This window comes from Aeromonas sp. INTO2, assembly GCF_049860605.1.
GTDB lineage: Bacteria > Pseudomonadota > Gammaproteobacteria > Enterobacterales > Aeromonadaceae > Aeromonas > Aeromonas caviae.
This window is the reverse complement of the sequence record NZ_CP187588.1, coordinates 1,052,771-1,065,378: the sequence shown is the minus strand read 5'-3', so window position 1 is coordinate 1,065,378 and position 12,608 is coordinate 1,052,771. Positions and strand designations below refer to the sequence as shown.

16 protein-coding genes and 1 pseudogene are annotated in these 12,608 nt (G+C 51.6%); 7 read left to right on the top strand and 10 right to left on the bottom strand.

Features of this window, described 5'->3' with window-relative positions; all coding sequences use genetic code 11:
- The first annotated feature begins 271 nt into the window (after positions 1-271).
- The 3 genes from ACPW74_RS05095 (at position 272) to ACPW74_RS05085 (ending at position 3,202) form a co-directional block, all read left to right on the top strand.
- Complete coding sequence (locus tag ACPW74_RS05095) at positions 272-523, top strand: helix-turn-helix transcriptional regulator (protein ID WP_099994259.1); 252 nt, start codon at positions 272-274, stop codon at positions 521-523.
- Complete coding sequence (locus tag ACPW74_RS05090) at positions 501-2,084, top strand: YfjI family protein (protein ID WP_425858626.1); 1,584 nt, start codon at positions 501-503, stop codon at positions 2,082-2,084. The genes ACPW74_RS05095 and ACPW74_RS05090 overlap by 23 nt, the downstream gene beginning before the upstream one ends.
- 446 nt (positions 2,085-2,530) lie before the next feature.
- The gene (locus ACPW74_RS05085) at positions 2,531-3,202 is read left to right on the top strand and encodes an inovirus Gp2 family protein (protein ID WP_196246057.1); all 672 of its coding nucleotides are present in this window, start codon (positions 2,531-2,533) and stop codon (positions 3,200-3,202) included.
- Positions 3,203-3,321: 119 nt separating this feature from the next.
- Here the strand turns inward: ACPW74_RS05085 and ACPW74_RS05080 are convergent, their stop codons facing one another.
- From ACPW74_RS05080 to tnpA, 4 genes are all read right to left on the bottom strand, one after another.
- Positions 3,322-4,611: an ISL3-like element ISPpu12 family transposase gene (locus ACPW74_RS05080; protein ID WP_425858625.1), complete on the bottom strand. Its 1,290-nt coding sequence runs from the start codon at positions 4,609-4,611 to the stop codon at positions 3,322-3,324.
- 21 nt (positions 4,612-4,632) lie between these two features.
- Positions 4,633-4,824, bottom strand: coding sequence for a signal peptidase II (locus ACPW74_RS05075; RefSeq protein WP_104765089.1), 192 nt, complete (start codon positions 4,822-4,824; stop codon positions 4,633-4,635).
- A gap of 154 nt (positions 4,825-4,978) precedes the next feature.
- Complete coding sequence (tnpB, locus tag ACPW74_RS05070) at positions 4,979-5,344, bottom strand: IS66 family insertion sequence element accessory protein TnpB (RefSeq protein WP_029303615.1); 366 nt, start codon at positions 5,342-5,344, stop codon at positions 4,979-4,981.
- Entirely contained in the window at positions 5,344-5,646 is a 303-nt protein-coding gene (tnpA, locus tag ACPW74_RS05065) for an IS66 family insertion sequence element accessory protein TnpA (protein ID WP_005325174.1), read from the bottom strand. Before tnpA ends, tnpB begins: the two co-directional genes overlap by 1 nt.
- 228 nt (positions 5,647-5,874) lie before the next feature.
- Between tnpA and ACPW74_RS05060 the strand changes: the two genes are divergently transcribed.
- Positions 5,875-7,095, top strand: a complete 1,221-nt coding sequence (locus tag ACPW74_RS05060; protein ID WP_425858623.1) for an ABC transporter substrate-binding protein — start codon at positions 5,875-5,877, stop codon at positions 7,093-7,095.
- Between the two features lie 257 nt (positions 7,096-7,352).
- On the opposite strand, the gene ACPW74_RS05055 is transcribed toward ACPW74_RS05060, so the two are convergent.
- The 3 genes from ACPW74_RS05055 to ACPW74_RS05045 form a co-directional block, all read right to left on the bottom strand.
- A complete protein-coding gene (locus ACPW74_RS05055) occupies positions 7,353-7,601 on the bottom strand; it encodes a hypothetical protein (RefSeq protein WP_042045363.1) in 249 nt (82 codons plus the stop codon).
- Between the two features lie 183 nt (positions 7,602-7,784).
- Positions 7,785-8,189 carry a signal peptidase II gene (locus tag ACPW74_RS05050; protein WP_425524541.1) on the bottom strand — a complete coding sequence of 135 codons (405 nt, stop codon included), beginning with the start codon at positions 8,187-8,189 and terminating at the stop codon, positions 7,785-7,787.
- A 3-nt stretch (positions 8,190-8,192) separates the two neighbouring features.
- A complete protein-coding gene (locus ACPW74_RS05045) occupies positions 8,193-9,089 on the bottom strand; it encodes a cation transporter (protein ID WP_004364974.1) in 897 nt (298 codons plus the stop codon).
- A gap of 95 nt (positions 9,090-9,184) precedes the next feature.
- Here ACPW74_RS05045 and cadR point away from each other — a divergent pair, with 95 nt between their 5' ends.
- Both cadR and ACPW74_RS05035 read left to right on the top strand, forming a co-directional pair.
- Positions 9,185-9,592, top strand: coding sequence for a Cd(II)/Pb(II)-responsive transcriptional regulator (gene cadR / locus ACPW74_RS05040; protein ID WP_004364961.1), 408 nt, complete (start codon positions 9,185-9,187; stop codon positions 9,590-9,592).
- 105 nt (positions 9,593-9,697) lie between these two features.
- A complete protein-coding gene (locus ACPW74_RS05035; RefSeq protein WP_425858619.1) occupies positions 9,698-10,024 on the top strand; it encodes a hypothetical protein in 327 nt (108 codons plus the stop codon).
- On the opposite strand, the gene ACPW74_RS05030 is transcribed toward ACPW74_RS05035, so the two are convergent.
- Positions 9,980-10,723, bottom strand: a complete 744-nt coding sequence (locus ACPW74_RS05030; RefSeq protein WP_229038580.1) for an IS3 family transposase — start codon at positions 10,721-10,723, stop codon at positions 9,980-9,982. The two genes, ACPW74_RS05035 and ACPW74_RS05030, sit on opposite strands and share 45 nt — an antisense overlap.
- A gap of 74 nt (positions 10,724-10,797) precedes the next feature.
- The gene (locus ACPW74_RS05025) at positions 10,798-11,112 is read right to left on the bottom strand and encodes a transposase (RefSeq protein WP_039026396.1); all 315 of its coding nucleotides are present in this window, start codon (positions 11,110-11,112) and stop codon (positions 10,798-10,800) included.
- Positions 11,113-11,166: 54 nt separating this feature from the next.
- Between ACPW74_RS05025 and ACPW74_RS05020 the strand changes: the two are divergent.
- A pseudogene (locus ACPW74_RS05020) lies at positions 11,167-11,316 on the top strand (H-NS family nucleoid-associated regulatory protein); the annotation flags it as partial.
- Between the two features lie 241 nt (positions 11,317-11,557).
- On the opposite strand, the gene ACPW74_RS05015 reads toward ACPW74_RS05020, so the two are convergent.
- Positions 11,558-12,538, bottom strand: a complete 981-nt coding sequence (locus tag ACPW74_RS05015; RefSeq protein ID WP_026141181.1) for an IS5-like element IS5 family transposase — start codon at positions 12,536-12,538, stop codon at positions 11,558-11,560.
- Positions 12,539-12,608 lie beyond the last annotated feature (70 nt).

Genomic DNA, 12,608 nt, shown 5'->3' with positions numbered 1-12,608 from the left:
GCAGAGTGGTTGTATGTGCATTTTTTGAACACTCAAGATGTGTTTTGTACGAACACAGTTGGATATGGGCGATTAACAATTGATTGGCGCAATTGAGAGTTGGCATGGGTGAGTACGAATCGCTCAATTTGTGCTCGCTTTATGGTTTTTTTGCTCAAAAAATGCTCACAAACTTGCCCTGGAATTGGGGCCGTAGTTTGTCTCCTTTTAACCTACACCATGGTCTCGTCATAATGCGAGCTCATTCAATCAGACGTTAGAAGGATTTCACATGACGCTAGAGACAGTAGATCGCATCATTAGGATGACTGAGCTCACAAAGATGATTAGCCTCGCTAGATCAACAATTTATGACAAGCTGAACGCCAGGTCTTCCCGGCATGATCCCAGCTTTCCCAAGGCGATAAAACTTGGCAAGTCAGCGATCGGCTGGCGTCAGAGCGAGGTCAATCAATGGATCGCAACCAGGTCACAAAGTAGTCAAACAATGGAGGTCAAAAATGAATCAACACAGAGCCATTGAAGCTGTCATTGAGCGGTTAGATCAGTCCCTTTGGGATACACTGGATGTCGTCGCCTATAAAACAAAGGCCCCGAGATTTATGATCTTGACTCAAATGTTGTCTGTAATGGCTATCGCATCGCAGCAGTTGGTAGATATTAGCCCAAAAAGTGAGATGAAAATACCGGCATCACTTTACACTCTAATTCTAGCTGCTTCTGGCGAGAGAAAAAGCACGGTCGATAAGCTACTGATGAAACCAGTCCGTGAATTTGAAAAATGCTTGGCTGAGCAGGTAGATGCTGCACAGCAGAAATATCAGATCGAACTGGAATTGTGGAATATGAAGGAAAAAGTGTTAAGGAGGGAATTAGGTGAGATGTATAAAAAAGGTGATGAGCAGCCCATTATAATAGAGGCATGGCACACTCACCATTCAAATATGCCTATAGCTCCGTTAGTTAAGAGGATTTTAGCTGAGGATATAACAGTCGCAAAACTGAAGTCGATGTTAGCTGAGAAGAATACGTCATTAGCTCTGGTGTCCGATGAAGCTGGGACACTACTGTCCAGTGACTTGATGAAAGATAATGCATTGTTTAACTCACTATGGTCAGGTCAAACTATACGTGTTGACAGAGCCAATGCCCCTGAAGTTCATATTGAAGGTGCTCGTTTGACTTTGAGCATGCAAATCCAGCCTGATATATATAGAATATTCAGAGATAGTAATGGTGATGCGATGAGAAGCTCTGGATTAGACGCTCGAATTCTACTGTGTGAGCCTGAGTCAGAGATTGGCTATCGTCAAGAAGATAGGGATGATAGCGCATCACTAGATGATAAAATTAAATTAGGTAGATTTAGCTCAAGGATTGATGCATTACTGCAAGAAGGGCTCGAGATGAGAGCACAATGCAAGGAACGTCATTGCCTGAATTTAACAGAGAGTGCTAAGAAAATTTGGAATGACAAGTTTAATGACATTGAATACGCAATGAGGGGCGGGGAATATTTGGAACACTATAAAGATTTTGGTTCAAAGTTTATGGAGCAGGCTTCGAGAATCGCGGCGGCACTTCATGTGTTTAAAAATAGAGACTACAGAAACGCACTTGTGACTCATGAGACTATGCAGACTGCCATTGAACTGGCTGAAATTTATTTGCATCAAGCATTAATAATCTTTAGATCGCCCGAGGCTCGGGAGTTCGTGGACGAGACACATGTGAATAAGTTACTGGAGTGGATTATTCATAACTGGGATAATGTGTTGCTTTTAAAAAGTGACATTAGACGAAGTGGCCCGCATTGTGTACGTAATTCGGGTAAGCTAGAAGATGCAATAGAAGTTCTTATTGCTCGAGGAGATATCATTTGCTTTAAAAAGAAACAGTCAATTTATATTTCTTTATCTTGGAAGAAATACCCTAGGATTGTTAGGCGCTCTTTAGTCCGCACCCGTGATAAAATTTATGTTAGCGAGCTAGTAGAATATCAAGGAAGACGCCATTCAGGAATACCATCAGTTGAACTGTTTGAGAGACCGTTGATTGACATGAGAAATAAGCTCCGACACTAATGGTTGCACCATTCCCATACATCAAGGTTCAGTATTAACTGATTGCAGTACTCCGCTTAAGTAACTTAAGAGTGTTGTTATATAGGGCGGTATCATAACTGCATCTGAATCAGGAACCCTATGTTTATATTTTAGTATATATGTCCATTTGATTGAGGAGTGTATGGGTTTATTTAAATAAGCCATGATGCGGTATATGTATTATATATAGCAATACATATAGTAATACATACACTCTTATATACATCTATAGCCATGCACACTACTAACGATGCATATACGCTATGCAATCTAACGATGGGGTAGCGTGAAGACTACATGCCTCTAAGCATGTACCACTATGGATAGCATCCAGAGCATGGTGTATTTACTTAAGCAAAAAATATATCTATTTATTTAATTCAATAACTATACCTCCGTGTCTATTCACCAAGGTAGGGACTCCTATGTTGAATCACTTAAAAAATTCAGTATTGAAGATGAAAGCACTTACTAGTTTATACGCATACAGTTATGGCCCTATGAACAGTACTTATTTGAGGCGTAGCCTGGATGTCGTTTCCGGTACCTTGGCTAGGTATCCTCGTGTTTATGCTCTGCGTGTGGATCTGCGCTTTGCTAGTGAGTCGCCTGAAGATGATACTGATACGCTGACTTGTTTACAGCGTTCAGATTCATCAGTGATCACTCGTTTTATGGAATCACTTAAAAGCCAATTACGTGCAGACCATTACCGTCAAAAACGGCGGGGGTCTCCGTCATTACCAACCGTTATCTGGTGTCGGGAGCAGGAGTCATCGGCATCACCCCATTACCACCTGATGCTGCTATTTAACAAAGACGTCTATGCCTTCCTGGGAGATTATCGGGATTATGATGCCAACAACATGGGGACTCGGATCCAGAAGGCGTGGTGCAGTGCGTTGGACCTCCCATACCCTGATAATGCAACGCTGGTTAACTTCCCTGTAAATCCACAATACAGGTTTGACCGTAATTCAGCGCGAAACTTAGATGAAAATTTCAGTGCATTTTTATTTCGTATGGCTTATCTGAGTAAACAAAGAACGAAGGTTGTTGATGGACAACGCAACTTCGGTTGCAGTCAAGTACGATAAGACGCTTGAGCACGTCAGTGCTCATTAGTATGCTATAGAACAATCCCTGCGTATTTAATTTGGGTATACGGATTTAATGGTTGATGGGGCACCTTCACCCCATCAATCTGATACCACCCTCAGATGGTTGATAGATCGACTCCGTAGTTGAGTTCCTCTGCGAAGTCCGGCAGTCCGTAACCGATGGTTTTCTTGTAGAAAGGAGAGACCTTCGCAGTCGGTGCCTTCTTCTTGTGCTTCGTGGTGTAGAGCATTCGTGCCCGCATCACCTCGAAGGAGTAACCGCGCCCTTCACGGTTCTTGTCCTTGGCCAGTCGGTTGATGGACTCCGTGTAAGCGTTGGTGACGGGCATGTCCGTCTCGAAGTAGGTCATGGTCTCTTCGCGCCAGTTTCCCACTGCCCTGACCAGATCGCTCCAGACTTTCTTTTGGCCCTTCGGGATGGTGGCTATCCACTCGTCCAGGGCGGCTTCTGCCTGGAGCCGTGTGGTGGCGTCCCAGATGCCGTAGAAGCGCTCCTTGTGCTCGTAGGCGGCCAGCAGTTGCGGGAACGCGCCTGTCCAGGTCTCCATGATGAGGCGCTCCCGGTCTGAGACTTCGTGAGCGCGTTTCAGCAGGATTTTCCGGTCTCCCTTGAGAGTCCGGCTCTGGGACGGTTTTAGCTCCTTTCTGAGGCCCTTGCGCACTCTCTCTAGGGCATCGTTGGCCATGCGCACCACATGGAACTTATCGACCACGATACGGGCCTGGGGCAGCACAGCCTTGACCGCTGCCCGGTAGGAGTTCCACATGTCCATGCTGACGATCTCGACCTTCTGCCGGTCTTTCAGCTTCATCAGGTAGTTGGTCACCACGTTCTGGCGGCGGGTGGCCAGCAGGTCGAGCAGGGTTCGCTCCTCAATGTTGGTCAGAATGCAGCGGTAGCGCTTGTTCAGGTATAGCTCGTCAATGCCCAGGATGCGGGGCGTCTCGAAGCGGTGCCAGCGCCCCAGGAACTCGGCGCGGGCGTTGAAGATGTCGCGCACCGTCTTCTCGTCCAGGCCGGTCTGTGCCGCCACAAAGGTGTAGGGGTGGTTGAAGGATTCCTTCTCCACGTACTCATGCAGCCGCAGTGTCATACGGAATCCGTCCACCATCTCCGGTAGCTGGGGCCTGAATGTTGTCTTGCAGGCCCGGCAGGTGTATCGGCGGCGGACCACCCAGAGAGTGACCCGCTTGCCGTGGATGGGCAGATCACGATAGGGAACGTCACGCTTGCCGAACCGTACGAACTCACCCTGCACGCCGCATTCCTCGCAGGCGATGGGATCGGGCACGTCCACCTGGAAGTGCATTTCGTCGTCGGTTGATTTGCAGCCCAGTACTTGGTATTGCGGCAGGTGAAGGATGTTGTCGGGAAGTTCGGTCATGGTGTTGTATAGGCGTAGGTGTCAGTCAGATCCATCCGGCTCGGCATTGGTGTTTGCTTTTTTACCCAACAAGCTGCTGGAAACGAAAAGTAAGGCACCGAGGACAATTGCAATATCAGCCAGGTTGAAGGCCGGCCAATGCCAGTCTCGCCAATAGAAATCAAAGGAATCCACAACATAGCCGCGAAAGACCCGGTCAATCAGGTTGCCCATGGCGCCACCGAGGATAAGACTGTAAGCGATGGCTTCTCCTTTATGACGATTTTCAAGGATCACTGAGATCAGGTGATGGGGTGAGGTTTTTCAGCGTCATTTTCATGAGGAAATTATAACAAAAACAAGGCGGTAAAGTACGAGGTTGGCGGTATTAAAGCGTCTCATAATGCAGTGTTTTATGGCCCTGCATCAAGGAGATATCGTAGCCATCGAGCAACCAGTTTATCTGCTCGGAAGAGAGGGAGAGTAGCTCATCGGCAGACGATGGCCACTTGAATTTCTCCTCGGCCAGCGCCTTGTAATAGAGCACAAAGCCGTTGTCCTCCCACATCAGACACTTGATCTTGTTGCGGCGGCGATTGGTAAAGGCATTGAGGGCACCGGTGAATGGGTTGTGCCCCAGTTGCTGCTCGACCAGCGCCGCCAGGCCGTGGGCCTGTTTACGAAAATCGATAGGAGCCCGATAGAGGTAGATCTGCGGCATGGTCAGTGCCGGACGCAAGTAACGAGGGCGCATTACAACTGCCTCATGATAGCGCCGAGCAAATCGATATTGCCCGGATGTAACCCGGAGAGAGTGATCCCGTTGGGTAAGGTGAGCGTCAAGCCAACTTCGGTCCCGACAGGAGCAGGCATGGCTACTCTGACAAAGCCAGGAAGAGAGTCCGAGTCTACAGGCTGTTCGAGCTTTTTACGCCAGTAAGCAAACTGGTGATAGACCAGTGCCTGGCTTTTGCAAAAGGCGTGGCCGGAGAGGCCGGAGTCAAGCCAGGCAGTGATCTGCTGCTGCCAAAAATCAGCACGTTCTTGAGTGGTCATAGTGAAAATCCAGCGAAGAGGTAATGGATTTCAAGTGTGACGAGCTGATTTTGGGAAAAAAAGATGCCGATTCAAGGGCGCTTACCCAACACAGCGAAAATCCGTGTGCTAGACTCAATGTTTGGCCTTCTTCGGATCACTACCATGTCCAGGCAGTTGATAAGGGCGTTAGCTCTACTGGTTTGCAGTTTCCCCTTTTGCCAGAGTGGAGCGCTGGAGCTGGCCGTGATGCATGGCAACAAACAGAAGCGGGATAATTTTGTGGCCGTGCTACGGGATTTCCACACCGAAACCGGTATCCGGGTACAACTGCGGACCTACACAGACCGCGAGTACAAGGCCCGCTTTCCTCGCTGGCTGGAGGCGGATACCTCACCGGATCTGCTCAACTGGCAAGGCGGGGAGCGCCTGCTGGCCTATGTCCGTCAAGGCGCCTTGAGACCCATGGATGAACTGTGGCAACAGCAGGACTGGCAAACCAGTTTCGGCAAGGCCATGCAGGCCGCCGTCTCCTGGCAGGGACACACCTACGCCCTGCCCTACAGCTACTACCACTGGGGCCTCTTCTACTCCAAAAGCACCCTGCAACGCGCCGGGCTCACCCCACCGACCACCTGGGCACAACTGCTGCAAAGCTGCCCCCTGTTACGCAACAAGGGGATAGTGCCGCTGATGTTGGGCACAAAAGAAAGCTGGCCAGCCCTGGCCTGGTTTGACTATCTGAACCTGCGGCTCAACGGCTTGGCCTTTCACCAGCAGGTGACACGAGGAGAAGTAGATTACCGGGATCCGCGCATCCGGCAGGTATTCAGTCATTGGCAGCAACTGATCGCGGCCCGCTGCTTCAATGACAACATGATCCGGCTGGATTGGAACGACAGCATCCCCTACCTCTACTACGGCAAGGGGGCCATGACACTGATGGGCAGTTTTACCATCCCCAAGCAGCGCATTGACGACATCCAGACCCTGCCCTTTCCCACCCTGCGCGCCGATATGCCGCGCTATGAAGATGCCCCGCTGGATCTCTTCGTGCTACCGGCCCGCGCCAATCCGCGCATGATGGAGGTCAAGCTCCTGCTGGCCTATCTGGGCCGCCCCGAGGTGCAGCTCCGGCTCAATCACCAGCTCGGCACCTTCTCCCCCCACCGGCAAAGCCAGCAACAGCTCTCCGCCATTCAAGCGGCCAGCAAGCAGGTGCTGCAGGGCGCCGCCGGTTTTGCCCAATACTTCGATCGGGATGTGCCGCCGGACTTTGACCGGGCCGCCACCCCCATCATGGCCCGATTTGCCAGCCACCCCGATATAGAGCACACCCTCACCCAACTGGAGGCGCTGCGCCAGCAACACTACACCACCAGCCCCTCTAACCACACCACCCACCGGCGTCCCCCCGCCTTGATAACCCCAGACGCCGCCCAGCGCCTGCCCAAGCCACAGCGCCAGTGAAACAGCAATAAAATACCTAATAAAATCAATATATTATATCTTGTTGATTTTATTAGGTATTTTATATCTATCTGATTTAGTTGATGTTTTTTAATGAGCATCCGAGATCACCAAAGGACAGCCATGCATCCGGCAAAAACCGTTGTAGGCTGGTGCTGAGCCTGCGAAGCCCAGCGTTTACCGCGAGCAAAACACAAAGATGGCGCCAAAGGAGATTCAAGCACTGAGAGTTGGGAATTCGTTGCCTGTCTCTTTCATCACAACAGCTCCCACCGACCACGCTTGCGCGGCCCGACAAAACGTAAGCGACCGGCTTTGACCAGACCAGAGGCGGCCCGCTCTATGGTACTGGTTGCTTTATCAAGCCGAAGTGCCACCTCTTTTAGCGTCAAATCAGGCTCCGTCGACAACAGAGCCAGTACCAGCTCCGGTGTCTTGGGTTTGGGTTCTACCCGCGCTTCTACCCGCGTTTCTACCTGCGCATTTGACCATTCCAGCCTCGTCATCTGTATCTCTAGTGAGATAAGAGATTCGGTAGCACAGATAGGCCCGTTCATGGTGTCGAAACATGAACGGGTTAATAGATTGACATTATTTTCGGCAATCTCGGGGGAACTGAGTGTACGTGAGCCAGGGTTTGCGTTGCGCGTTGAAGCAGGGCAGCAGCGATTATCCCGCCACCGTCCAGTTCATTTCAGGCTTGAGTGAACGCTGATCAACCACACAATGGTATTACCTGATTTAGTGATATACCGTTTTTCTAATTGGTAACGGTCTATCTCGTCATCGATTAACTGTCGTAACAGGTATAAATCCGAGTCCAAATCGTCTGGATGCTTGATCAGAAAAATCGAGACCACTACCGCGATTCCGATAAAAAAGTAGCGCTGCCAGCCTCCACCATTCGCAAAAAGACTGAATGCGGCACCGGTGTTCCATAGGTGCACCCAGTTAAAGAACGGGGTCACCGAAACATACTCGCCATAGGCCATTGATTGCTGCACCAGCCACTTTACAGCCTGATCAGACGCTGCCAGCAGGCCCGATATGGACAATAGGGCATACGGCGAGAGCTTTTTGCCAATAATGAGCATTATTTAACCCTTCAACGCCAAAATGCGTCTGGCACCGTTAAGTACAATGCCCCCCGCGATGGTGCCGATAATCAGATCCGGATAATTGGAACCGGTCCACGCGACCAGGGCGCCGGCGGTGATGACCCCCAGGTTGATCACCACGTCGTTGGCCGAGAATATCCAGCTTGCCTTCATGTGCGCCCCGCCTTCCCGATGTTTGGATATGAGCAGCAGACAACTGGTATTGGCAATCAATGCGACGAATGCGATAGCCATCATCACCAGCGATTCAGGCTCACTACCGAATACAAAGCGTCTCACCACCTCTACGAGCACGCCCACAGCCAAGATCAGTTGCAGTACACCAGCAAGATGCGCGGCACGTACCTGCATTTTCACGCTATGTCCAACCGCATAAAGGGCAAGCCCGTACACCGCCGCATCGGCAAAATTGTCCAGGGATTCTCCAATCAGGCCGGTGGACCGGGCGATCAGACCGGCAGTCATTTCCACCACGAACAGAAGTGCATTGATGCCGAGCAACCAGCGCAGGGTCCCGGATTCTTGCTTAGCAGAAGCTGCCGAAAACTCGGCGGCCTTGATGGTCTCCGGATTTGCAGCGACGGTTTCCTGAAGCGAGGCGCCTAGCCCCAAGGTCTTCAGTTTCGAGGTGACGGGCTCGACCTCGCCGTCATGCACGACCTTCAGCCGGCGGTTCGACAAGTCGAAGGACAGCGCCCGAATCTCCTCAAAGCCGTTCAGGGCTAGGCGAATCATTCGTTCTTCTGATGGACAGTCCATCTTCGGCACGGCATAAACACTGACCCATCTCCCTGGCGCCTCGGAGGAGGCCTGTATATCGGTATCCGCTGCGGACGTTGCATCACCGCCACAGGCGCCACCACAGGATTTGCTCATGATACGACTCCACTTGAACAATGTTGTGGTACCATTTAAAACTATAAAGCTACTATAAGGTCAATAGAGTAAAGAATCCGTTGGGGAGGAGGCTGATGCGCATTGGTCAGTTGGCGCAGTTGGTAGGGGTCGAAACACAGACGATCCGCTTCTATGAACAGCAGGGCTTGTTGCCGCCGCCTGATCGGCAGGACAACGGTTACCGTGTCTATACCGAGAAGCATGGTGAGGGGCTGGCCTTCATCCGTCGCTGCAGAATCCTGGGCCTGTCACTGGCTGAGATTCACGAACTACAGAGCTATCAGGACGACCCTCATCAGCCTTGTACCGCCGTCAACGCCTTGCTCGATGATCACATCTCTCATGTGCGGTCGCAGATAACCGCTCTGCAAGCGCTTGAGAAACAACTCGTTTCACTGAGAGCGAGTTGCAACGATGACCGGGAAGTTGAGGCGTGTGGGGTTCTTGCTGGAATTAGCGAAGGAAACATGCACCAGCAGTAGGTGAAGCATCAACCAGATAATCCGATGAGATGCCGGTCTGTCTCACTCTCATGCAAAGGTAAGATCAACCATTTAATCCGCTTACCCTTTAATTTAAGGATATCTATGAGTGAATTTCTGAAAGTGCTGTTGAACATCCGTAGTCTACGTGCAGCAATGCGTGAGTTGTCTCTGGAACAACTCCAAGAAGCCCACGAGAAGATTGAATCGATTTATCTGGAGCGTCTGGAGCACGCAGAGAAAGAGCAAGCAGCCAATGCAGAACGTCAGCAAAAGCTGGCTGAGTTCCAAGCGATGTTGGCTCAGGCTGGTATTGACCCGACTGAGTTGGTAGGCTGTGCCCCAGCAGCAGCGACTGCGTGTAATGACCCAGCCGTTCCTGCACAACTAAGCGGCTTCGGCATAGGCCTGCGCCGGTGTTTTCATCTTTAGCGCCTGGTGAGGACGCTTCTGGTTGTAAAACTGGATCCAGTCGCCAATCACCCGACTGGCATGCTGCAAGGTCTCGAACCTCTGCCGATGGGCACACTGCTCCTTGAGCGTTCTGATCACCCGCTCGACCATGCCGTTTTGTTCCGGCGTGTACGGCGTGATGAACTCCTGCTGCAACCCATAGCTCTTCACCAGTGCTGTGTAGTTGCGGCTGGTAAACACCAACCCATTGTCGCTACGTAACAAAAACGGCGATGCAACTCGTCCCAAGCTGCCGAAGCGAGCAATTAAGGCTTGCTCCAGCGCTGCCTCGGCCGTTTTCGATTTACCACTGCGCGAGAGATGCCATCCCAGTAGTTCACGGGTATGGCAATCAATCACCAGCGCCAAGGAACACCAGCCATCGCGACCAGCCCAGATCCGGCATAGGTCCGTCGCCCAGCGTTGGTTAGGCGCTGAGGCCACCGAAGGCAGGGCCTGGATCCGGGGGCGAAACCCAACCGGACGCTTGCGAACTTGCCAGCCCTTGAGCTGGAAGATGCGCTGTACCGTGTTCTTGTTGAACCCCAACAGGGCTGCAACCGTCCGGTAACCGAACGATGGGTTCTCCTCAATCATGTTTTTGATCGGGGTGACCAGATGCTCCTGAAGCTTGGGCGCGGCCTTGACGCTGCGGTAGTACCAACTACGACGCGGCAGGCCAAACCAGCGGCAGAGCTTGCTGACGGAGACATCAATACCTTCTGCGCGTAATCCCTGCTGAACATCGGCGACTATCTGTCGTCCTCGCCCAGCAGGGAGGCCAGCTTTTTTCTGGCGCGTAACTCCAGCATGGCCTCGCCATAAGCTTCCTGGAGTTCCTTGAGCTGCTTCTCGTACTGCTCGCGAATATCCAGTGGCTTGGCCCGTAAGGCGTTTTCCATGCCCCGTTTGGCGTCATCTACCCATTCTTCAATCTCGGAGGGCGGCAAATCAAAGGCTCGAGCCGCTTCGGCGACGGTGGTCTTGCCCTGAATGATTTCCATGACCAAGGCGGACTTGCGCTTGGCCGTCCAACGTTTGATTTCTTCGTCCATCGTGATGCTCATGTCTGTGATCTCCACTCATTATGACCTGAGCAGGATTTCAGTGGGTCATTACATGCGGCTAAAGCGAAACGAGCACCTCGGCCCCCGAAATACCGTTATGTTGAAAATGGCGTAGAGAAAACCTGGACCGGTCAGGGCCGTACACCCAAGTTCTTGGCTGAGCAACTCGAGCAAGGTCGTCAGCTGGATGACTTCCTCATCTAAATAGACAAGGCCATGCCCTCACGGTGTGGCCTTCCTTTTTACGTGCTTCGTGGCTAATTAGTGCCAGCTCTCGTTGTGACGAACCAGGAATACTAGGGAAGGTGCGAATAAGCGGGGAAATTCTTCTCGGCTGACTCAGTCATTTCATTTTTTCAGTTTGAGCCGATCTTTTCTCCCGTAAATGCCTTGAATCAGCCTATTTAGACCGTTTCTTCGCCATTTAAGGCGTTATTCCCAGTTTTTAGTGAGATCTCTCCCACTGACGTATCATTTGGTCCGCCCGAAACAGGTTGGCCAGCGTGAATAACATCGCCAGTTGGTTATCGTTTTTCAGCAACCCCTTGTATCTGGCTTTCACGAAGCCGAACTGTCGCTTGATGATGCGAAACGGGTGCTCCACCTTGGCCCGGATGCTGGCTTTCATGTATTCGATGTTGATGGCCGTTTTGTTCTTGCGTGGATGCTGTTTCAAGGTTCTTACCTTGCCGGGGCGCTCGGCGATCAGCCAGTCCACATCCACCTCGGCCAGCTCCTCGCGCTGTGGCGCCCCTTGGTAGCCGGCATCGGCTGAGACAAATTGCTCCTCTCCATGCAGCAGATTACCCAGCTGATTGAGGTCATGCTCGTTGGCCGCGGTGGTGACTAGGCTGTGGGTCAGGCCACTCTTGGCATCGACACCAATGTGGGCCTTCATGCCAAAGTGCCACTGATTGCCTTTCTTGGTCTGATGCATCTGCGGATCGCGTTGCTGCTCTTTGTTCTTGGTCGAGCTGGGTGCCTCAATGATGGTAGCATCGACCAAGGTGCCTTGAGTCATCATGACGCCTGCTTCGGCCAGCCAGCGATTGATGGTCTTGAACAATTGGCGGGCCAGTTGATGCTGCTCCAGCAGGTGGCGGAAATTCATGATGGTGGTGCGGTCCGGCAAGGCGCTATCCAGGGATAACCGGGCAAACAGACGTATGGAGGCGATTTCGTACAGAGCATCTTCCATCGCGCCATCGCTCAGGTTGTACCAATGCTGCATGCAGTGAATGCGTAACATGGTTTCCAGCGGATAAGGTCGCCGGCCATTACCAGCCTTGGGGTAAAACGGCTCGATGACTTCCACCATGTTTTGCCATGGCAGGATCTGCTCCATGCGGGACAAGAAAATCTCTTTTCTGGTCTGACGGCGCTTACTGCTGAATTCACTGTCGGCGAAGGTAAGTTGATGACTCATGATGAACCCTGTTCCATGGCTCCAGATGACAAACATGATCTCATATCAGGGACTTGTTCGCACCTTCCCT